Origin of the sequence: Micromonospora sp. NBRC 101691 (assembly GCF_030269285.1) — a bacterium.
GTDB lineage: Bacteria > Actinomycetota > Actinomycetes > Mycobacteriales > Micromonosporaceae > Micromonospora > Micromonospora echinospora.
Window position 1 is genome coordinate 202,698 of the sequence record NZ_BSTB01000005.1, and the last position, 20,609, is coordinate 223,306.

Below are 20,609 nucleotides of genomic sequence, written 5' to 3' on the forward strand. Positions count from 1 at the left end.
CGACCGAACCGACGCGCTGCCCACCGAACCGACGCGTTGCCTGAAGCAACGTGTTGCTAACTGATGCGACGCACCCGCGCGTCGAGATGTTCCCGGGCCGCCGCCGGGGTGTGCGCGGCGAACTCCTCCAACGCGGCGCGCGCCTCGTCGGAGAGGCGGGCCGGGACCACCACGTCCAGGGTGACCAGCAGGTCACCGGCCTGTCCGTCACGGCGGACCACGCCCTTGCCCCGGGCCCGCAGGACCCGGCCGCCGGGCGTGCCCGGCGGCACCCGCAGGGTCACCGCCCCGTCCAGCGTGGGCACCCGCAGGTCGGTGCCGAGCGTCGCCTCCGCGAAGGTGATCGGCACGGTCAGGGTCAGATCGTCCCCGCTCCGCCCGAACAGGTCGTCGGGACGAACCTTCACGTGCACGAAGAGGTCGCCCGCCGGGCCGCCGCGCTCGCCCGGCTCGCCCCGGCCGGCCAGCCGGATCTTCTGCCCGTCGGCCACCCCGGCGGGGAACCGGACGTTGAGGGTGCGGGTCTTGGTGACCCCGCCGGTGCCCCGGCACTCGGGGCACTTCTCCTCGACGATCGTGCCGACACCCTGGCAGTTGCGGCAGGGCTCGGCGAAGCTGAACGACCCCTGGTTGCGGTTCACCATCCCGGAGCCGTGGCACTGGGCACAGGTCACCGGTCGGGTGCCGGGCTTGGCCCCGTCCCCGTGGCAGGTGTCGCAGACCCCCGGCGCGCGCAGCGTCAACGGGAGGGTCACGCCGCGTACCGCGTCGGGGAAGTCCAACGCGACCTCGGCCTCGACGTCCCGGCCCCGGGCCGGACCACGCGGCCGGGCCGGGCCGCCCCCACCTCCGCCGGAGAACATCGACCCGAACAGGTCGGAGGGGTTGAACCCACCGAACCGGCGGTCACCGCCACCCGCGCCGCCGCCGCCGAACAGGTCGGAGACGTCGAACGGTACGCCACCGCCCGCGCCCCGGGCGTTGCGCCGGAACGCGCCCGAGCCGAAGAGCGTACGCATCTCGTCGTACTCCCGACGCCGCTTGTCGTCGGAGAGCACGTTGTACGCCTCGGAGGCGGCCTTGAACCGCTCCTCGGCCTGCGGGTCGTCCGGGTTGTGGTCCGGGTGGGACTCCCGGGCCAGTTTCCGGTACGCCTTCTTGATGTCGTCCGAGGAGGCGGACTTGTCCACGCCGAGCACGGCGTAGAAGTCCTTCTCCAGCCAGTCCTTGGAACTCACCGGTCCACCCCCTTCCACCCGACGTGCACCGGGCCTCCCGTCCACCCGGTGCCGGTGGACGGGAGGACCCGGTCACGGTCTCGTACTACTCCGGATCGGCGACCGCGACCATCGCGGGCCGCAGCAGGCGCTCGCCGAGCTGGTAGCCCCGGCGCATCACCTGGACGCAGGTCGGCTCGCTGACCTCGGCCGAGGTCTGGTGCGCGACCGCCTCGTGCCGGGTCGGGTCGAAGGGGTCGCCCTGCTCACCGAAGACGGTGAGGCCGAACTTGCCCAGTGCCGTGGTGAGCTGCTCGGCCACCGTGCCGAACGGGCCCACCAGGTCGCCGTGCTCACGGGCCCGGTCGAGGTCGTCGAGGATCGGCAGCAGCGCGGTGAGCACCGCGCCGGTCGCCTGTTCGCCGACCAGAGCCCGGTCCCGATCGACCCGCTTGCGGTAGTTGGCGTACTCGGCCGAGACCCGTTGCAGGTCCCGGGTGCGTTCCTCCAGCTCCGCCCGGAGCGCCTCCAGCTCGGCCCCGAGCGGGGCGGCCGGGGCTCCGTCGGCCGGCCGTGCCGGGGCGTCGACCACCGGCGCGCCGTCCGAGGCCGTCTCGTCGACGGTCGAGGAGACCTCGTCGACCACCACCTCGGCCTCCTCGACCAGTCCCGCCGCGGATTCGGCTTCGTCCCCGCCGGCCGGCGTCGCGGAGTCACCCGGCACCGAACCGGGGGTCTCCTCCGGGTCGGTGGCGCGTGGCTTGTCCGTCATGCGGCTACCTCAATCCCTCTGCCGTGGGTTCGTGACGGGGTGGGACGTCACTTCTTCCCGTCCTCGTCGACGATCTCGGCGTCGACCACGTCGTCGGCACCGCCCTTGGCGCCGCCCGGCGCGCCACCGGCGGCCCCGGCCGCGCCCGGCTGCTCGCCCTGCTCACCCTGCTGCTGGGCGTAGAGCAGCGAGCCGGCCTGCTGGGAGACCTGCGCGAGCCGCTCGTGGGCCGACTTGATCTTCTCGATGTCCTGGCCACCGAGCGCACCGCGCAGCTCGCCGAGCGCCTCGTTGATCTGGTCGCGGTTCTCGCCCGGCAGCTTGTCGCCGCTCTCGGCGAGGAACTTCTCGGTCTGCCACTGGAGCGCCTCGGCCACGTTGCGGGTCTCGGCGTCCTCGCGGCGGCGCTTGTCCTCCTCCGCGTGGTCCTCGGCGTCCCGGCGCATCCGCTCGATGTCGTCCTTCGGCAGCGAGGAGCCGCCGGTGATCGTCATCTTCTGTTCCTTGCCGGTGCCCAGGTCCTTGGCGTGCACGTTGACGATGCCGTTGGCGTCGATGTCGAAGGTGACCTCGATCTGCGGCACGCCACGCGGCGCGGGCGGGAGGCCGGTCAGCTCGAAGGTGCCGAGCTTCTTGTTGTAGGCGGCGATCTCCCGCTCGCCCTGGAAGACCTGGATCAGCACGGACGGCTGGTTGTCGTCGGCGGTGGTGAACACCTCGGACCGCTTGGTCGGGATGGTGGTGTTCCGCTCGATCAGCTTGGTGAAGATGCCGCCCTTGGTCTCGATGCCCAGGCTCAGCGGGGTCACGTCGAGCAGCAGGACGTCCTTGACCTCGCCCTTGAGCACGCCGGCCTGGAGCGCCGCGCCGACCGCGACGACCTCGTCCGGGTTGACGCCCTTGTTGGGGTCGCGGCCGGTGAGCTGCTTGACCAGGTCGGTCACGGCCGGCATCCGGGTCGAGCCACCGACCAGGATGACGTGGTCGACGTCGGCGACCTTGATCCCGGCGTCCTTGACGGCCTGCTCGAACGGACCCTTGCAGCGGTCCAGCAGGTCCTGCGTCATCCGCTGGAACTCGGCGCGGCTGAGCGTCACGTCCAGGTGCAGCGGGCCGGCCGAACCGGCGGTGATGTACGGCAGGTTGATGTTGGTGTTGGTGGCGGCGGACAGCTCGATCTTGGCCTTCTCGGCGGCCTCGCGGAGCCGCTGGAGGGCCATCTTGTCCTGGGAGAGGTCGATGCCGTGCTCGCCCCGGAAGGTCTTCACCAGGTGGTCGATGATCCGCTGGTCCCAGTCGTCGCCACCGAGCTGGTTGTCACCGCTGGTGGACTTGACCTCGACGACGCCCTCGGCCAGCTCCAGCAGGGAGACGTCGAAGGTGCCACCACCGAGGTCGAAGACCAGGACGGTCTGCTCCTTGGAGCCCTTGTCCAGCCCGTACGCCAGGGCGGCGGCGGTCGGCTCGTTCACGATCCGCAGCACGTTGAAGCCGGCGATCTCGCCGGCCTCCTTGGTGGCCTGACGCTGGCCGTCGTTGAAGTACGCCGGGACGGTGATCACCGCGTCGGTGATCTGCTCGCCCAGGTACGCCTCGGCGTCCCGCTTGAGCTTCATCAGCGTCCGGGCCGAGATCTCCTGCGGGGTGTACTTCTTGCCGTCGATGTCGACGGTCCAGTTGGTGCCGATCTCCCGCTTGACCGACCGGATGGTCCGGTCCGGGTTGGTCACCGCCTGACGCTTGGCGACCTCACCGACGAGCACCTCGCCGTTACGGGCGAACGCGACGATCGACGGGGTCGTACGCGAGCCCTCAGCGTTGGCGATGACGGTGGGCTCACCGCCCTCGAGAACGCTGACGCAGGAGTTCGTCGTGCCGAGGTCGATACCGACCGCACGTGCCATCTTCGCTTCCTCGCTTCGTTACGTTGAGCAGGTGACGGGCACCGCCCGAAGAACACCCACCGCAAGTTGAGTGGACTTGACTCAATAGTGCCACGCCTGCCGCGATCGTCAAGTCGGGGTTGAGCCGACCCGACGCAACCCTTAACACCGGACCCCGCTGTTGTCTTCCCTTGCACCGGTCGGGCACGCTTTAGCGGTGACGACGCACGGGGAATCCGCCACCCACTCCGGCGCGCCCGCCGTCGCCGCCACCCACAGCGGAGCAGCCACCGCCGCAGAGGACCCGACCGGGACACCCGGGGACGACCTGTCCACCGCCCTCGCCGGCCTACGCGCCGCGGCCACGGCCGCCCGCTTCCCGCTCGACCTGCCCTCCGCCGAACCGGCCCGGCGCAACGCCGCCGCCCTCACCGACCAGCTCGACGACTACCTCCTGCCCCGGCTCGCCCGACTCGACGCCCCGCTGCTGGTGGTGGTCGGCGGCTCCACCGGCGCGGGCAAGTCGACCCTGGTCAACAGCCTGGTCCAGGCCCGGGTAAGCGCCGCCGGGGTGCTCCGGCCCACCACCCGGTCACCGGTGCTGGTCTGCAACCCGGCCGACTCGGGCTGGTTCCGGCAGGGCGAACTGCTGCCCGGGCTGACCCGGACCAGCGAGCCCAGCGAGGACCCGCGCACCCTGCAACTGGTCACCGCGCCCGCGCTCCCACCCGGGCTGGCCTTCCTCGACGCGCCGGACATCGACTCGGTGGTCGACGCCAACCGGGCGCTGGCCGGGCAACTCCTCGCCGCCGCCGACCTCTGGCTCTTCGTCACCACCGCCGCCCGGTACGCCGACGCGGTCCCCTGGGAACTGCTGCACAACGCGCGGGCCCGGGGAGCGGCCATCGCCCTCGTCCTGGACCGGGTTCCGCCGGAGGCCACCGAGGAGGTCTCCGCCCACCTCGCCGAGATGCTCGCCACCCACGACCTGGGCGCGGCACCCCTCTTCGTCCTGCCGGAGACCCAGGTCGACGGGCAGGGGCTGCTGCCGGAACGGGTGACGGCGCCACTGGGTGAGTGGTTCGCCCGACTCGCCGCCGACGCCGAGGCCCGCGCCGCCGTGGTCCGACAGACCCTCGACGGCGCGCTCGCCGCGCTCGGCCCGATCACCGAAACCCTCGCCGAGGCCGCCGACGAGCAGACCACCGCCGCCGACGCGCTCGACGACCGGGTACGCGGCGCGTACCGCGGTGCCCAGCGCACCGTCGAGCAGGGCCTCTCCGACGGTCGGCTGCTCCGGGGCGAGGTGCTGGCCCGCTGGCAGGAGTTCGTCGGCACCGGCGAGTTCTTCCGCACCCTGGAGGCGCGGATCGGTCGGCTCCGCGACCGCGTCGTCGCCGCCGTCACCGGGCGACCGGCCCCCGCCAACGAGCTGCGCGACGCCATCGAGTCCCAGCTGGTCACCCTGCTGCGCGGGGTGGCCGCCGAGGCGGCCGAGAACGCGTACACCGGGTGGCGGGCCCACCCGGCCGGCGCGGCGCTGCTCGAACCGGACCTGGCGCATCCCTCCGCCGACCTGCCGGAACGCGCCGAGCGGCTGGTCCGCGACTGGCAGCGGGGCGTGCTGGACCTGGTCCGCACCGAGGGCGGCGACAAACGCTTCGTCGCCCGCACGGCGGCGTACGCGGTCAACGCCACCGGCCTCGCCGTGATGATCGCGGTGTTCGCCTCGACCGCCTTCGTGCCGACCGGTCTGGAGGTGGCCACCGGAGCGGGCACCACGGTCGCCGCGCAGGCCGTCCTCCAGGCGATCTTCGGCGACCAGGCGGTCCGCAACCTCGCCCGCCAGGCCCGGGGCGACCTGCTGGAACGGATCGACACGCTGCTCGACGAGGAGGCCGCCCGGTTCCTGGCCCGTACCGCGAGCGCCCGGCCGGAGGCGGACACCGCCGCCGACCTGCGGGCCGCCGCCGAGCGGGTGGCCGAGGCCCGGGAGCGCGCCGACCTGGACGTGACCCGGTGACCGGATTCGTCGGCCGGATGCGGGAGGCGCTCCGGGGCGGAACCCGGGTCGACCCGGACGACCTGATCACCCGCCTCGACGCGGTCCGCCGGTTCCTCACCGCCGTCGACGGCCACCTGCCCGACGAACGGCTCGTCCCGGCGCACACCCTGGTCGAACGGGCCGGCACCCGACTCGCCCTCTCCCGCGACCACACCGTGGTCGCCCTGGCCGGGGCGACCGGCAGCGGCAAGTCCAGCCTGTTCAACGCGCTCGCCCGGCTGGACCTCTCCCCGGTCGGGGTACGCCGACCCACCACCGGTGTGGCGCACGCCTGCGTGTGGGGACCGCTCGACGGCGCGACCCGGCTGCTCGACTGGATCGGCGTGCTGCCCCGGCACCGGTTCATCCGGGAGAGCGCCCTGGACGGCGACGACGAGTCCGCCCTGCACGGGCTGGTCCTGCTCGACCTGCCCGACTTCGACTCGGTGCAGCACGCCCACCGGCTGGAGGTCGACCGGCTGCTCGGCCTGGTCGACCTGGTCATCTGGGTGGTCGACCCGCAGAAGTACGCCGACCGGCTGGTGCACACCGCCTACCTGCGCGAGTTCCACCGGCACCGGGACGTCACCCTGGTCGTGCTCAACCAGGCCGACCGGCTGCCCCCGGCCGAGGTGCCCCGGGTCCTCGACGACCTGCGCCGGCTGCTCGACGCCGACGGCCTGACCGGGGTGCCGCTGCTCGCCACCACCGCCGTCGACCCCTCCGGCACCACCGAACTGCGGGCCAGCCTGGAGTCGACGGTCGCCGAGCGGCAGGCGTCCCTGCGACGGCTGGCCGGCGACATCGACACCGTCGTGGAGCGCTTCGCCGACCTGGTCGGCCCGGAACCCGCCGGCACCGGGCCGGACGCCGCCGGCACCCGTGCCCTGACCGGCGCGCTGGCCGGAGCGGCCGGGGTGCCGGCGGTGACCACGGCGGTCGAACAGGCGTACCGGCACCGGGCGACGGGTGCCACCGGCTGGCCGCTGGTCCGTGGCTGGCGTCGCCTGCGGCCGGACCCGCTGCGGCGGTTGCACCTGCCCGGCTCGGGCTCGGCCGACGGGTCGGCCGACGAGCCCGCGAAGCCGGTCGCCGCGACCTCCGTACCCGACCCGACCGCCGCCCAACGCTCGGCGTTGGGGCTGGCCGTCCGGACGGTGGCCGAGCGGGCCGGCGGCGACCTGCCGGGGCCGTGGCCGGCGGCGGTCACCGGCGCGGCCCGGTCCCGCCTCGGCGACGTGCCGGACGCGCTGGACCGGGCGGTCGCCGGCACCGACCTCGACGTGCCCGAGCGGCCCCTGTGGTGGCGACTGGTCGGCGCGCTCCAGTGGTTGGTGACACTCACCGCCGTCGCCGGGCTGGCCTGGCTGGTGCTCGGGTACGCGTTGAACGCCCTCGGCCTGCCCGATCCGGACGAGCCGATGGTCGGCGAGGTGCCGCTGCCGACGCTGCTGCTGCTCGGTGGGCTGCTCGCCGGACTACTGGTCGCGGCGGTGACCCGGCCGGTCGTCCGCTGGGCGGCCCGGCGCACCCGGCTCCGCGCGGAGCGACGACTCACCGCCGCCGTGGCCGGGGTCGGCGAGGAGCACGTGCTGACCCCGGTCCGCGCGGTCCTCACCTCGTACACCGAAGCCCGGGACGCGCTGCGGGTGGCGGCCGGAAAGAAGTGATCCCGGCCTTCCTCCCGCCGGGGTTCCGGCGGCGTAGGGTCGATCCATGGCCACGCCTCACACCCCCTACGACGCGGTACTGCACGCAGCCCGCGACGTGAGCCGGCTCGACTGCGCCCTCGACGCCGAGATGCTCGGCACCGCGCTGCTCGGCAGCGTCTACGCGGTCGCGGAGTCCGACCGCAGCACGGCCGTACGGGAGTTCGTGGGCGGCTTCCTCGCCGCCACGTCCCGTCGGCGGACCGCCTCGGCCACCACCATCCGGCGGGTGTTCGCCCGACTCGTGCCGGACGCCGAGGGCGCCGACCGGGTCAAGCCCGGCGCCCAGGCCCCGTCCTGGTCCGACCAGCTCGGCCGGGTACACCTCACCGGCTGCTGGGCCTACGGCGACGTGTACGGCGACCAGACCTCCTACCTCGCCACCTTCGCCTACGACGAGGCGGCCGGCGGGCCGGAGCACGCCATGGTCGCCCTGGTCGACCACAACATCGGCATCACCAAGGACATCTTCGTCGGCGGACCGGCCGAACGGATCCTGGAGCAGGTCCGGCAGATGTGCGCCACCGACGAGCTGACCTGGTTCCGGACGGAGGACCCGGCCCGGCTGCACAGCGAGGTGTCCCGCCACCTGGCGATCACCGACGACCTCGGCGACCTGCCCGGCGAGGGCTCCCTCGCCACCGACCGGACGATCGCCGGGGCCCGGCTGGCCCTGCTGCCCCGCCCCGTCCGGACCCCGGTGGACCCGGAACCGCTCACCCCGGCCGAGCGCACCGCGCTGGTACGCCAGTTCCTCGCCGCGCCGGAGGCCGCCCGGTTCGGCCTCGACACCATGGACGGCCCGGAGCTGGCGTCCCTGCACTTCTGCCTGAGCCTGCTGCTGGACCACGCGGCGAGCTTCCCGGACGCCGACCCGCTGCGGTGGAGCCCGACGGTGGCCGAGCTGTTCCTGCTCGACTGGGTGCACCGGCGGGCCGTACTGGACATGGACGACGCCGCCCTGCTTCCCCGGGTGCTGCGTGGCTGGGCCGGGTACGCCGCACGGCGGCGCGGCCTGCCCGAGTCCGCGGCCAGCCAGACGGACAGCGCGATCGAGGAGATGGTGCCGGAGTTCGCCCGCCTCTACAGCACCGGCGAGCGGCGCAGTCCCGCCACGGCGGCGGTGGCCCAGCTGATGGCCGACGGCGTCGACCCCGACGACCCGGCGGCCCTGCACGCCTGGATCGAGGCCAACCGCCACCACCTCACCGACGACTGACCCGCTCTGCCCCTTCCCGCCGGGGCCTCAGGTGCCTGCAGGGGCCCCTTCCTACCGTTTTTTGCCGAGGAAGGGTCCCCTGCAACCAACCAACCAACCAACCAAGCCAGCCAGCAAGCCGGCAACCAGAACAGTCGGCTAGTGGGCTCCGGTCACCAGTGCCAGGTGACGGGCGGCGACGGAGAGGGTGATCCGCTGGCCCCAGGCCAGGGTGAGCCGGTCCGACTCCAGACCGTCGGCGAAGGCGACCAGGCCGTCGGACTCGGCGGTCAGCTCCAGGGTGCCGTCGGTGCCCAGCCGACCGGCGGTGAGGCTGGCCCCGGTCACCGGAGACGGCCAGGCCTCCCGGACGAACCAGCAGAGCGCCGGCTCGTCCGGGGTGGGCAGCCGGGGCGGGTCCGGACGGTCCCGGGCGATCGACGCGCACCAGCCGGTCGCCCCGGTTCCGCTGCTCACCACCAGGCCGGAGGAGGACTGGCGCTCCCGTCGGGTCCGCCCGTCGGCGTTCTCGGCGAGCAGGTACCGGGCGGACTGGTGGGACACGTGACCGACGTACACCTCGTTGAGGCCGACCAGCTCCTGTCCGTCGTCGAGGACGGCGCGTGCCATGGTCCGCCGTTCGATGGCGGCCCGGCCGGCGACGACCGCCCGGAGCAGGTCGGCCACCTGGCCGGGTGTGGAGCGGACCAGGATGCCGGCGTTGCGACCCGGGTCGGGGTCGACCCCGACGACCGGCTGCCGGTCGAGGTACTTGGCGACGTTGGCGACCAGTCCGTCCGGGCCGACCGCGACCACGACGTCCTCCGGGGCGAAGAGGAAGCGGGGCAGGTCGTCCCGGTCGACCGAGCCGCGTCGCCAGTCGGCCGGTACGGCCGCGCCGACCGTGGTCAGCGCCGCCTGGAGCAGCTCGTGCCGGTGGACCACCTCGGCCAGGTCACCGCCACGGGCCTTCAGGTACCACGCCGCCGCAGCGCGGGTGCCGTGCCGCGCGAGCAGTTCGTCCAGCTCGCTGCGCCGGCTGACGACCACGACCCGGGGGGCCAGGGTGGCGCTCACCGGTCGCTCCCGCCGAGCCGGGTCAGGTCGCTTCCGCCGAGTCGGGTCAGCAGGCCGGAGAGCAGGTCCGGGGTGACGGTGAGCTGACCGATCTGCGGCAGCTGACCGGCCAGCTCGCGCAGCGCGAGGGCGTGCAGCACCTCGACCGGAAGCTGGGCGTACGCCGCCAGCCGGGCCGCCTCGGCCTCCGCCTCGGCGTGGCCGAGCGCGCGTACCCCGTCGGCCTTCGCGGCGGCGAGGACACGCTCCTTCTCGGCCTCGGCGGTGGAGAGCACCCGGGCACGTTCGGCGGCGGCCGCGTCGGCGACCTTCTCGCGTTCCGCCTTGCCCTGGGCGGCGGCGAGTTCGGCGGCGGCGTCCAGTTCGGCCCGACGGCGGGTGTTCGCGCCGTGCTGCTCCACGAGCTGCTGTTCCCGGCGGGCCAGCTCGATCTTGTTCTGGAGTTCGTTCTCCGCGATCGAGCGCTCCTGCTCGACGGCCTGGGCCCGGCGGGCGTAGGTGGCCCGGTCGGCCTCGACCTGCACCGCCTCGCGGGTGGGGGTCTGAAGTGCCCGTTCCAGTTCCGGTTCGGGGCGGATGGCGACCACCCGGGCGCTGACCACGGCGACCCCGACGTCGGCGAGCCTGGGTTCGGTGCCGAGGGCGGCCGAGACCGCCTCCCGCACCGGCGCGATGGTGGTGAGCGCCTCGGCCAGCGGGACCCGGGCGAGCAGGTCGAGGGCGGGTTGCTGGGCCAGTTCGGCGAGGAGCGTGGCGACCTGGTCCAGCGGTCGGGCCCGCGCCACGCCGGTGCGCGGGTCGACGGAGAAGTCGAGCCGGGTGGCGGCGAGCGCCGGGTCGGCCACCCGGTAGGTCACGGTGGCCTGCACGGTGACGTCCGCGAAGTCCCCGGTACGGGCGTGGAAGAGCAGGGGCAGTTCCCGGTCGTCGACCGGCACCTCGCTGAGCACGGCGTGCAGCGGCCGGTACCAGAAGGACAGCCCGGTGCCCTCCCGACGGACCCGGCCACCGGTGGAGTGCCGGACCCAACTCGTCGGGGTGCCGCGCAGGTGCCGCAGGAAGAGCCGCCGCGAGACGTCAGCCATGATCGTCCTCCCCTTTTTCGTCCCCACGACGATAAAGCCTCTGGTAGATTATCGTCAAGGTGGTGATAAACACGTGACCGATTACCCGCCGTTCGCGGTGACCGCCGACCTGGTGGTCCTGACCGTCCGCACCGACGAGCTGCACGTGCTGTTGGTCCGGCGGGGAGTGCCGCCGTTCGAGGGCTGCTGGGCGCTGCCCGGTGGTTTCGTCGGCATCGACGAGGACCTGCCCGACGCGGCCGTCCGCGAGCTGACCGAGGAGACCGGCCTACTCGAACCGGCCGGGCACCTGGAGCAGCTCGGCACGTACGGCCACCCGACCCGGGACCCGCGCCGCCGGGTGGTGACCGTCGCCTGGCTCGCCCTCCTGCCGGACCTGCCGTCCCCGGTCGCCGGGTCGGACGCGGCCGCCGCCGACTGGGTGCCGGTCAACCGGCTCGACCGGGCACAGCTCGCCTTCGACCACGGACGGATCCTGACCGACGGGCTGGAACGGGCCCGGGCCAAGCTGGAGTACACCCCGCTGGCGGCGGCGTTCTGCCCGCCCGAGTTCACCGTCGCCCAACTGCGCGCGGTGTACGAGACGGTCTGGGACACCACGCTCGACCCGCGCAACTTCCATCGCAAGGTCACCGGCACCCCGGGGTTCGTCGAATCGACGGGTCGGAGCACCGAGGGTGAGCGGGGCCGTCCGGCCCAACTCTTCCGGCGTGGCCCGGCCACCCTGTTGCACCCGCCGATGCTCCGCCCGTCCGCCCAGGATCTCGCCCGACCCCTCAATGCAGGGGCGTGTAGACGGTGACCGCGACGAGGGCGCCGAGGGCGGCACCGGCCAGCACCTGACCGACGGTGTGATCACCCAGGCGCACCCGCGACCAGCCCACCAGGACGAGCAGGGGCGACCCGGCCAGCAGCCCCGCTCCCAAGGTCGACGCCAGGACGACCAGCGCTCCTGCCGCCACCGCCGTGTGGATCGACATCTTCCACCAGTGGCTCACCGACACCGCCACCACCAGTCCCACCACCCCGGCGGTGACCAGGGCGAGCACCGGCCGGGGTGCGCCGAGGGCGGCGAGCAGGGCGAGTCCGCCGGCCGCCGACGCGATCCCGACCAGCAGCGGGATCCGGCGCTGTTCGCGGATCCGCACATGGTGGTCGGTGAGCCGGCCCCGGCGTACCCCGCCGAGGATGTAGGCGATCGGGATGCCGCTGGCGAAGACGGTGGCGAGCAGACCCCAACCCAGACCACCCACACCACCGCGGGCGCTGTGCCAACCGACCGCGACGAGCAGGACGGTGACCAGCACCGCCGGGGCGGTGGCCTCGGTGACGACCCGCGCCAGCCGCCCGCCCGCGCCGGGTCGGGGCGTACCGTCCGGTGTCGCGGTCCGGTCGTCTGACGTGCTCAGGGTCTGGTCACCGGATCGCGCCCGGGGCGGGCGACGGCGGTGGCACAGGGGACGGCGAGGGTACGGCCGGCGAGGGAGCGCAGGTCACCCCGGTCGGCTCGGCGCACGTGCCGCTCGGTGTCGGAGTGGGCTCCGGGGCCGGCGTGGGCTCCTGACCCGGATCCGGGGAGCCGGTCGGGGCCGGGGTCGTCGGCGTGGGGGCCGCCGTGGGGCGGGGCGTCCGGGTCGGTACGGGCTTCGACGGAGCCGGCGGCCGGGCCGGCGGCTCCGTTCGCGGGTGCGCTGTCGGTGACGGGCCCCCGACCGGGACGGCGGACGGGGCGCCACCGACCGGCGAGTGGATCGGGGCGGCGAGGCCCGGGGACGCCGGGCGGGGCGGCCCGACCACCACCGGCCCCCGCGAGGGCGTCGGGATGAACGGAGTGTCGGCTTTCGGCAGCGCGGTGCCCCCCACGGTGGCCGAGCCGGCGCTGATCGCGGCGAGGATCGGCATGGAGGCGGTGCCGGCGAGCAGGGCGACGGTGAACAGGTAGCCGCGTGTCGGGCCGGCAGAACCCGGGGCCCGGTGCGCACCGACGACACGCCGGTAGCCGGCCGACCCGGCGGCGCGGTGCCGACCGAGCAGCGGAGGACCGGGACCGTCGTTGTCGAACACCGGGCCCTCCTCCTGGTCGGGGCGCAGGGAAACGGGACGAGCCGCTCTCCGGCGGTCATCTCCCCCTCGGACCAGCCTGGACCAGTCACCCTCCGTCCGCCACCCTGCACAGCGTGTCGACACACCCTTTCGTCCGACGCCGTGCCGGCCCCCGCGTCGGAGCCTCGCGGACCGGGCGATCGGACAGCCCGTCGTCGATCAAGGCAGGCGTAGTGTGGGCCCGCTCACCTCATTCTGCGAATATGGACCCACACGACGGCGACGCAGCCGTGGCCCTCGCACACCCGCGAAGGCTCGGCCGGCTGCCGTCGCTCCCGAACCGGGTTCGGCCAGAATCCGGCTCACGCCGCACGGCAACCCCCACAAAGGGGCCAGGGGCGGCTGCCAGGAGACCCCCCGGCACCTGCCGGGCGGACGCACGAGTTGCGCGGTCGGGCAATCCCCGGTGCCGGCGCAGACACGACAGGGAGAGACGGATGGCAAAGGGCGACCCCGGGGTCACCACCCGCAGCAGACGGGCGGCACCCAGATCCAAGCGGGCCGCGGCGAAGGGCGCCGACCCCGAGCTGGTGCAGTTGCTCACCCCCGAGGGTGAGCGGATCGAGAGCGTCACCGGCCCGGACGGTGTCGAGTACCGCGTCGACTTCACCGACGAGGAGTACCGCAGCCTCTACCGGGACCTGGTGCTGGTGCGGAAGCTGGACGCCGAGGCGACCGCCCTGCAACGGCAGGGCGAGCTGGGCCTCTGGGCCAGCCTGCTCGGCCAGGAGGCGGCCCAGGTCGGCTCCGGGCGGGCGCTGCGCTCGCAGGACATGGCCTTCCCCACCTACCGGGAACACGGCGTCCTCTACTGCCGGGGCATCGACCCGATCATGCCGCTCGGTCTCTTCCGTGGTGTCGACCAGGGCGGCTGGGACCCGAACGAGTTCAAGTTCAACATGTACACGATCGTGATCGGGGCGCAGACCCTGCACGCGACCGGGTACGCCATGGGCGTCGCCATGGACGGCAGGACCGGCGGCGACGACGGCGAGGCGGTGATCGCCTACTTCGGCGACGGGGCGACCAGCCAGGGCGACGTCAACGAGGCGTTCGTCTGGGCCAGCGTGTTCAACGCGCCGCTGGTCTTCTTCTGCCAGAACAACCAGTACGCGATCTCCGAGCCGCTGGAGCGGCAGACCCGCGTGCCGCTCTACCGCCGCGCCGCCGGCTTCGGCTTCCCCGGCGTACGGGTGGACGGCAACGACGTGCTCGCCTCGTACGCGGTGACCCGGCACGCGCTGGACAACGCCCGGAACGGACAGGGCCCCAGCCTGATCGAGGCGTACACCTACCGGATGGGCGCGCACACCACCTCCGACGACCCGACCCGGTACCGGATCGCCAGCGAGGTCGAGGCCTGGCAGGCCAAGGACCCGATCGCCCGGATGAAGGCGTTCCTGGAGAAGCAGAAGATCGTCGACGCCGCCTTCTTCGCCGAGGTCGACGAGCAGGCCCGCCAGGAGTCGGTGCACCTGCGGGAGCGGGTGCTCGCCATGCCGGACCCGGAACCGGTGACGATGTTCGACCACGTCTACCCGAACGGGTCCCCCGAGCTCGACGAGCAGCGGGCGCAGTTCACGAAGTACCAGGCGTCGTTCGAGGGGGGTGCCCACTGATGGCCACGGAGACGCTCTCCATCGGCAAGGCCCTCAACATCGGCCTGCGCCGGGCCCTGGAGCAGGACTCCAAGGTCGTCGTCATGGGCGAGGACGTCGGCAAGCTCGGCGGCGTCTTCCGGGTCACCGACGGGCTCCAGAAGGACTTCGGCGACCAGCGGGTGATCGACACCCCGCTGGCCGAGTCCGGGATCATCGGCACGGCGGTCGGCCTGGCCATCCGGGGGTACCGCCCGGTCTGCGAGATCCAGTTCGACGGCTTCGTCTACCCCGCATACGACCAGATCGTGTCGCAGGTGGCGAAGATGCACTACCGCTCGCGCGGCAAGCTGAACATCCCCATGGTGATCCGCATCCCGTTCGGCGGCGGCATCGGCGCGGTGGAGCACCACTCCGAGTCGCCGGAGGCGTACTTCTCGCACACCGCCGGCCTCAAGGTCGTCTCCTGCGCCAGCCCGCAGGACGCGTACGTGATGATCCAGCAGGCCATCGCCTCGGACGACCCGGTCGTCTTCCTGGAACCGAAGCGGCGCTACTGGGAGAAGGGTCCGGTGGAGCTGGACGCCCCGCTGTCGGAGGCGTACCCGCTGCACGCGGCCCGGGTGGTGCGACCCGGCACGGACGTCACCGTGCTGGCGTACGGCCCGATGGTGCGGACCTGCCTGGACGCGGCGACGGCCGCCGCCGAGGACGGCCGGGAGCTGGAGGTCGTCGACCTGCGCACGCTCTCCCCGCTGGACCTGGCACCGGTGTACGAGTCGGTGCGCCGCACCGGCCGCTGCGTGGTCGTGCACGAGGCCCCGGGCAACCTGGGTCTGGGCGCGGAGATCGCGGCCCGGGTCACCGAGGAGTGCTTCTACTCCCTGGAGTCCCCGGTGCTGCGGGTGACCGGCTACGACACCCCCTACCCGGCGGCCCGGGTCGAGGAGGAGTACCTGCCCGACCTCGACCGGGTGCTCGACGGCGTCGACCGCACCTTCGGCTGGTGAGCGGCATGTCGCGGATCAAGGAGTTCAACCTGCCCGACCTGGGCGAGGGGCTGACCGAGGGCGAAATCCTGGCCTGGCTGGTCAAGGTCGGGGACGTCATCGAGCTGAACCAGCCGATCGTCGAGGTCGAGACGGCCAAGGCGGCGGTGGAGATCCCGGCCAAGTGGGCCGGGCAGGTGAAGTCGATCTTCCACCCGGAGGGCTCCACGGTCGAGGTCGGTACGCCGATCATCGCGATCGACACCGACCCGGGCGCCGGGCCGCTGGAGGAGGAGGTCACCCCCACCCCGTCGGCGGCGGCGCTGGCGGCGGTGGACGTGGCCCCGAGCGAGGGCGCGGTCGAGCCCGGCCTGATCGGCGGCCCCGCCCCGGGTGGCCGGACGGCGGTGCTGGTCGGTTACGGGCCGCGCAGCACGGCCGCCAAGCGCCGCCCGCGCAAGGCGACCGGCCCGGTCCCGGCACAGGCCACGCCGGCACCGGCGGCGCAGCCCGTGGCCGCCGCGCCGGCGGTGCCGGTCGCCCGTACCGCCCCGGTCGCGCCCCGCACCGCTCCGGCGGCCAACGGGCACGGCGCCGGTGCGCTGGTGCTGGCCAAGCCGCCGGTACGCAAGCTCGCCCGGGACCTCGGGGTCGACCTCACCACGCTGACCGGGTCGGGTCCGCTCGGCTCGATCACCCGGGAGGACGTCCACCAGGCGGCGGACGGGGCCTCGACGGCGACCGTGGCGGCGACTCCGGCGACCACGTCGGCGGCCTTCGGCGCGGACCGCGAACGGCGGATCCCGGTCAAGGGCGTGCGCAAGCTCACCGCCGAGAACATGTCCGCCTCGGCGTTCACCGCCCCGCACGTCACGGAGTTCCTGACCGTGGACGTGACCCGGGCGATGAAGGCGCTGGACCGGCTCCGGGCCCGGCGGGAGTGGCGGGACGTCCGGGTCTCGCCGCTGCTGCTGGTCGCCAAGGCGGTGCTGCTGGCGGTGCAGCGGCACCCGATGGTCAACTCGACCTGGGCCGGCGACGAGATCGTGGTCAAGGAGTACGTCAACCTGGGCATCGCGGCGGCCACCGAGCGCGGCCTGATCGTGCCGAACATCAAGGACGCCGGGCGGCTCTCGCTGCGGGAGCTGGCCGACGCGATGACCGCTCTGGTGCAGACGGCGAAGACCGGGAAGACCTCCCCGGCGGACATGTCCGGTGGCACGCTGACCATCACCAACGTCGGTGTGTTCGGGGTGGACACCGGTACGCCGATCCTGCCCCCGGGCGAGTCGGCCATCCTGGCGTTCGGCGCGGTGCGGGAGATGCCCTGGGTGCACAAGGGCAAGGTCAAGCCGCGTCAGGTGACGACGCTGGGGCTCTCCTTCGACCACCGGATCATCGACGGCGAGCTCGGGTCGAAGTTCCTGCGGGACATCGGTGACTTCCTGACCGATCCGGAGGCGGCGCTGCTCGCCTGGACCTGACACGTTCCACGGCTACGACGGCCGGTGCGCCGGGGTTACTCCCGGCACACCGGCCGTCACCGTATGGACATAAGAAACCTCGGCTCAACCCGCCGTCAACCTTCGATCGTTCGGCTGGTGTCTCAGCTCACCTTAGAATCGTTGGAGTTCAACGCGGATATGCGCTTCAATGGAGGCACGACGGGCTGACAACCGAATAGCCAGGAGGAGAGACCCATGAGCATGATCGAGCGAATCCGCAACCGCCGCGACGCCAACCGCCGCGCCCGTGCCATCGAGCACGCGCTGCGTTCCGCCAACTCGCCCGCGGTCCGCGACGAGATCCTCGCCATCGCCCAGCGTCACATGACCATGGGCTGACGGCTACGACTTTCTCACCTCCTCCCCATCGACGACCCGCCCGGACCCCGGGCGGGTCGTCGGCTTTCAGACCCTTCGGCACCGGGATTCCGCCCTCGTACGAGCGCCCGGTACGGTGGGGCACGGTCGTTCCCGCCCGCTGCCGGAGGACGTCAGGCGGATAGACACCGCTCGACACCATACGGCGACGCGGAGTGACGGCCGGTGCTCCCCGAGTGCCACGGGCGGCCACCGGATACGGTGCGGGGGAGCGCGGCACGGCCGGCCAGCCGGCTATGCCGGCGAGCAAGCCGACGGCACCCGATCGGCGTCGGCGGCCGACATGTGATGGAGGAGGCGCAGCCATGACGTCCGAGGGCCCGCACCACCCCGGCCAGGAGCCGGACCAGGTGTCGCCGGGCGCCGGTGGATCGGCGCCGTACGGCGACCGGTCAGCGCAGCAGGAGAACGGGTACGGCACAGCCGCCCCCGACCTGGGCTGGGCACCGCCACCGCCGGCCGCGCGACCGAACTCCCCCGCCCCGGCGTGGAGCGCGCCCGGTGAGGCGCCCCCGACCGTGGGTTGGAAGGCACCCGGCGAAGCCCAGCCCGGCCCGTGGGGGCCGCCGGCCGGACCGGGTCAGCCGTGGGGTGGCCCGACCGGGCAGCCGCAGCCGGGCACCTGGAACCCCCAGGCCGACCAGCAGCAGCCGACCACCGCGTGGGCCGCCGTACCGCAGACGCCGGGCCGGGGCGAGTCCCCGCAGCAGGGTGGCGCCCAGCCGGGCTGGGGTCCACAGGGCGAGTCCGCCCCGCAGAACTGGCCGGGAGCGGGTGCCCCGCAGCAGTCCTGGCCGGCACCTGACGAGCAGCCGCCGGCCAGGGGCCCGCAGCAGCCCGCGTCGTGGGGGTCGGCCGGCGACCAGCCGCCAGCCGCGTGGAGCCCGCAGGGCACCCCGCCGCCGGCGAACTGGGGCCCGCAGAACGACCAGCCGGCCGGCTGGGGCGCGCAGGGCGACCAGCCGCAGCAGGACGACTGGGGCCGGGCCCCCGCCCCGCAGCCGGGCGAGCAGGCTCCGGCGGCCCGGGGAGCGGCGTCGGTCCGCCCACCGGCCGACCCTCAGCCGGCCTGGGGCGCGGCCCCCGCCCCGCAGCCGGGCGGCCAGCAGCCCCGGCCCTGGAGCCCCACCGACGAGCAGCCGCCGACGGCCACCTGGGGCACCGCCTCGGTGCAGCAGCAGGCGGAACCGCAGCAGTCCGGGTGGGACTCGCCGGGCGACCAGCCCCGGCCGACCGAGGCGTGGCCGCCGGCCGAGCCGCCCGCCCCGCCGGCCCGCGCCACCGCCTCGGTGGGCCGCGCCGACGTCCCGGCCTGGGGTGCCGGAGTCGCCCGTCCGGGTGACGACGCCGTCCCCGCCCGTCCGGTCGTTCCGGAGGGGGAGCCGTGGTCGGCCGACGAGGTGTGGGGCAAGGCCGGATCGGATCCGGCCCCGGCCGAGTCCGCCGGGCCGGGCTGGGAGCCGTCCCGCGCCGAGAACCCGCCGGCCTACCAGCCGGGTCCGGGACCGGGCATCTCGCCCGCCAACGCCGTACCGCTGCCGCCTCAGGAGGCGCGGGTTCCCGGTGCCAGCCTCGCCGCGTCGCCCCCGGCCGACTACGCCCCGCCGGCGTCGTTCGCCCCGCCCGCCGACCAGCCGCCGTACGGCGAGCCGGCCGGACGCGAGAGCGGGTACGACGCGCAGCCGGGCGACGGGTGGGGGGCCGAGGCCGCCCAGGCCGGAGCGCAGGCCATTCCGCACCCGCGTACCTCGCCCGAGGCCAGCGGGGGCGAGGCCGGTGGCAGCGTCTCGGCCAGCGCCTCCGTACCGGTCTCCAACCGGGTGGCACCCCCGGCCGACCAGGCCCTGCAACAGCCCTCCATGCCGGCCCCGCAGCCCCGGGTCTACGGCCGCCCGGCCCGGCCCGCCGACGGCCCGGACCAGGTCGACCACGGCGGCCAGCCGGAGCCCCACCGCTTCGGCCCGGACGGCGACACCGGCGGCCGGTTCGACGGTGAGCCCGAGGCCCGGTTCGACGTCCCCGGTCGCTTCGACGGCGCTGCCGACCCCCGCTTCGACGGTGGTCAGAACTCCCGGTTCGACGGCGGCCACGGCGACCGCTTCGACGGTGGCCCCGCAGATCGTTTCGACGGCGGCCACGGCGATCGTTTCGACGCTGGACCAGGGGACCGTTTCGACGCTGGACCAGGGGACCGTTTCGACGGTCCGGGGCGGTTCGACGCCGGACCGGCTCCCCGGTTCGACGAGCACGACCAGCGGCACGACCGGCCCGGCTTCGGCGACGCCCCGGCCTCCGCCGCGTCCGCTCCGGTCCCGCAGCCGGCGCTGCCGCCCTTCCCGCCCGGTGTGCCCACGTTCAACGACCCGATGACCAACCAGCGCCCGGTGAACGGCACCAAGCCGCACGGCGAGCCGGCCCGCTCCGGTGACCGGTTCGGCGGGGCGGCGGCACCGGTCAGCCCCGGTGCCATGGGCCACGACCCGGGTCACGGCTCGCCGGACGCCACCCGGGGCTTCCCGGCGGCCTTTCCGACCCCGGGCGACCAGCCCGACCGTCCGCTCTGGGACCTGGGCGACTCGCCCCAGGGCGACCAGGGTCGGTTCGACGCCTTCAAGCCGGAGGCGACCGAGAGCAAGCCGGCCGAACCGCCGACCCCGAAGGTCCGCAACGGACGGGTGCTGCTGGCGGTGCTCACCGCGGCCGTGCTCATCCTGGTCGTGCCGCTCGGCGCGCTCTGGGCGCTCGGCAAGCTCGGCGGCTCGGACGAACCCGCCTTCAACCCGGCCGTCGGTTCCTGCGTGAAGCAGGCCGGCGAGGGTGCGGTGGCCGCCGACTGCGGCGACCAGGGCGCGTTCAAGATCGTCTCAAGGGTCGACGACAAGGCCAAGTGCACCGACGCGACCCAGCCGCGCGTGGAACTGCCCGGCAACTCCCCCACCCGGGTGCTCTGCCTCGGACCGGCCGCCTGACGACCGAACGACGACGTGCGGCGGACCTCTGGGGTCCGCCGCACGTTCCGTTTCACCCACCGGTGGAACTCCGCACGGTGGA

Annotated in this window: 16 protein-coding genes; 9 read left to right on the top strand and 7 right to left on the bottom strand. The window is 74.0% G+C overall.

Translation table 11 applies throughout. The features are described 5' to 3' along the window. Positions 1-56: 56 nt before the first annotated feature. From dnaJ to dnaK, 3 genes are all read right to left on the bottom strand, one after another. On the bottom strand, positions 57-1,238 hold the full coding sequence (dnaJ, locus tag QSK20_RS11540) for a molecular chaperone DnaJ (RefSeq protein ID WP_285788579.1): 1,182 nt from the start codon (positions 1,236-1,238) through the stop codon (positions 57-59). A gap of 85 nt (positions 1,239-1,323) precedes the next feature. After that, positions 1,324-1,989, bottom strand: a complete 666-nt coding sequence (gene grpE, locus QSK20_RS11545) for a nucleotide exchange factor GrpE (RefSeq protein WP_285788580.1) — start codon at positions 1,987-1,989, stop codon at positions 1,324-1,326. A gap of 47 nt (positions 1,990-2,036) precedes the next feature. Next, complete coding sequence (gene dnaK, locus QSK20_RS11550) at positions 2,037-3,893, bottom strand: molecular chaperone DnaK (RefSeq protein ID WP_285788581.1); 1,857 nt, start codon at positions 3,891-3,893, stop codon at positions 2,037-2,039. Between the two features lie 196 nt (positions 3,894-4,089). On the opposite strand from dnaK, the gene QSK20_RS11555 reads away from it, so the two are divergent. From QSK20_RS11555 to QSK20_RS11565, 3 genes are read left to right on the top strand one after another with little or no spacing between them, the layout of a single operon-like run. Then, on the top strand, positions 4,090-5,895 hold the full coding sequence (locus QSK20_RS11555; RefSeq protein ID WP_285788582.1) for an ABC transporter: 1,806 nt from the start codon (positions 4,090-4,092) through the stop codon (positions 5,893-5,895). Positions 5,896-5,912: 17 nt separating this feature from the next. Next, positions 5,913-7,586 carry a GTPase gene (locus tag QSK20_RS11560; protein ID WP_285788693.1) on the top strand — a complete coding sequence of 558 codons (1,674 nt, stop codon included), beginning with the start codon at positions 5,913-5,915 and terminating at the stop codon, positions 7,584-7,586. Between the two features lie 46 nt (positions 7,587-7,632). After that, positions 7,633-8,844, top strand: coding sequence for a hypothetical protein (locus QSK20_RS11565; RefSeq protein WP_285788583.1), 1,212 nt, complete (start codon positions 7,633-7,635; stop codon positions 8,842-8,844). A gap of 138 nt (positions 8,845-8,982) precedes the next feature. On the opposite strand, the gene QSK20_RS11570 is transcribed toward QSK20_RS11565, so the two are convergent. Beyond that, the gene (locus tag QSK20_RS11570; RefSeq protein WP_285788584.1) at positions 8,983-9,900 is read right to left on the bottom strand and encodes an NAD(+)/NADH kinase; all 918 of its coding nucleotides are present in this window, start codon (positions 9,898-9,900) and stop codon (positions 8,983-8,985) included. Beyond that, complete coding sequence (locus QSK20_RS11575) at positions 9,897-10,985, bottom strand: SPFH domain-containing protein (RefSeq protein ID WP_285788585.1); 1,089 nt, start codon at positions 10,983-10,985, stop codon at positions 9,897-9,899. The genes QSK20_RS11570 and QSK20_RS11575 overlap by 4 nt, the downstream gene beginning before the upstream one ends. A 73-nt stretch (positions 10,986-11,058) precedes the next feature. On the opposite strand from QSK20_RS11575, the gene QSK20_RS11580 reads away from it, so the two are divergent. Next, positions 11,059-11,787 (top strand): NUDIX hydrolase, encoded by a 729-nt coding sequence (locus QSK20_RS11580; RefSeq protein WP_285788586.1) that lies wholly within the window; start codon positions 11,059-11,061, stop codon positions 11,785-11,787. Here QSK20_RS11580 and QSK20_RS11585 read toward each other — a convergent pair. Beyond that, the gene (locus QSK20_RS11585; RefSeq protein WP_285788587.1) at positions 11,762-12,292 is read right to left on the bottom strand and encodes a phosphatase PAP2 family protein; all 531 of its coding nucleotides are present in this window, start codon (positions 12,290-12,292) and stop codon (positions 11,762-11,764) included. The two genes, QSK20_RS11580 and QSK20_RS11585, sit on opposite strands and share 26 nt — an antisense overlap. Positions 12,293-12,401: 109 nt before the next feature. Continuing rightward, positions 12,402-13,049, bottom strand: coding sequence for a hypothetical protein (locus tag QSK20_RS11590; RefSeq protein ID WP_285788588.1), 648 nt, complete (start codon positions 13,047-13,049; stop codon positions 12,402-12,404). 476 nt (positions 13,050-13,525) lie between these two features. Here QSK20_RS11590 and pdhA point away from each other — a divergent pair, with 476 nt between their 5' ends. From pdhA to QSK20_RS11615, 5 genes are all read left to right on the top strand, one after another. Beyond that, positions 13,526-14,707, top strand: a complete 1,182-nt coding sequence (gene pdhA / locus QSK20_RS11595) for a pyruvate dehydrogenase (acetyl-transferring) E1 component subunit alpha (RefSeq protein WP_285788589.1) — start codon at positions 13,526-13,528, stop codon at positions 14,705-14,707. Then, positions 14,707-15,696, top strand: a complete 990-nt coding sequence (locus tag QSK20_RS11600; protein WP_285788590.1) for an alpha-ketoacid dehydrogenase subunit beta — start codon at positions 14,707-14,709, stop codon at positions 15,694-15,696. Before pdhA ends, QSK20_RS11600 begins: the two co-directional genes overlap by 1 nt. A 5-nt stretch (positions 15,697-15,701) precedes the next feature. After that, positions 15,702-17,159 carry a dihydrolipoamide acetyltransferase family protein gene (locus QSK20_RS11605; protein ID WP_285788694.1) on the top strand — a complete coding sequence of 486 codons (1,458 nt, stop codon included), beginning with the start codon at positions 15,702-15,704 and terminating at the stop codon, positions 17,157-17,159. A gap of 216 nt (positions 17,160-17,375) precedes the next feature. Further along, entirely contained in the window at positions 17,376-17,519 is a 144-nt protein-coding gene (locus QSK20_RS11610; protein WP_285788591.1) for a hypothetical protein, read from the top strand. A gap of 344 nt (positions 17,520-17,863) precedes the next feature. Continuing rightward, positions 17,864-20,527 (top strand): LppU/SCO3897 family protein, encoded by a 2,664-nt coding sequence (locus QSK20_RS11615; RefSeq protein ID WP_285788592.1) that lies wholly within the window; start codon positions 17,864-17,866, stop codon positions 20,525-20,527. Positions 20,528-20,609 lie beyond the last annotated feature (82 nt).

What these genes read in the sequence shown, in the direction of transcription:
- grpE (WP_285788580.1), bottom strand. Translation starts at nt 1,989, where the DNA reads ATGACGGACAAGCCACGCGCCACCGACCCGGAGGAGACCCCCGGTTCG.
- dnaK (WP_285788581.1), bottom strand. Translation starts at nt 3,893, where the DNA reads ATGGCACGTGCGGTCGGTATCGACCTCGGCACGACGAACTCCTGCGTC.
- QSK20_RS11560 (WP_285788693.1), top strand. Translation starts at nt 5,913, where the DNA reads ATGCGGGAGGCGCTCCGGGGCGGAACCCGGGTCGACCCGGACGACCTG.
- QSK20_RS11565 (WP_285788583.1), top strand. Translation starts at nt 7,633, where the DNA reads ATGGCCACGCCTCACACCCCCTACGACGCGGTACTGCACGCAGCCCGC.
- QSK20_RS11575 (WP_285788585.1), bottom strand. Translation starts at nt 10,985, where the DNA reads ATGGCTGACGTCTCGCGGCGGCTCTTCCTGCGGCACCTGCGCGGCACC.
- pdhA (WP_285788589.1), top strand. Translation starts at nt 13,526, where the DNA reads ATGGCAAAGGGCGACCCCGGGGTCACCACCCGCAGCAGACGGGCGGCA.
- QSK20_RS11600 (WP_285788590.1), top strand. Translation starts at nt 14,707, where the DNA reads ATGGCCACGGAGACGCTCTCCATCGGCAAGGCCCTCAACATCGGCCTG.
- QSK20_RS11605 (WP_285788694.1), top strand. Translation starts at nt 15,702, where the DNA reads ATGTCGCGGATCAAGGAGTTCAACCTGCCCGACCTGGGCGAGGGGCTG.
- QSK20_RS11610 (WP_285788591.1), top strand. Translation starts at nt 17,376, where the DNA reads ATGAGCATGATCGAGCGAATCCGCAACCGCCGCGACGCCAACCGCCGC.
- QSK20_RS11615 (WP_285788592.1), top strand. Translation starts at nt 17,864, where the DNA reads ATGACGTCCGAGGGCCCGCACCACCCCGGCCAGGAGCCGGACCAGGTG.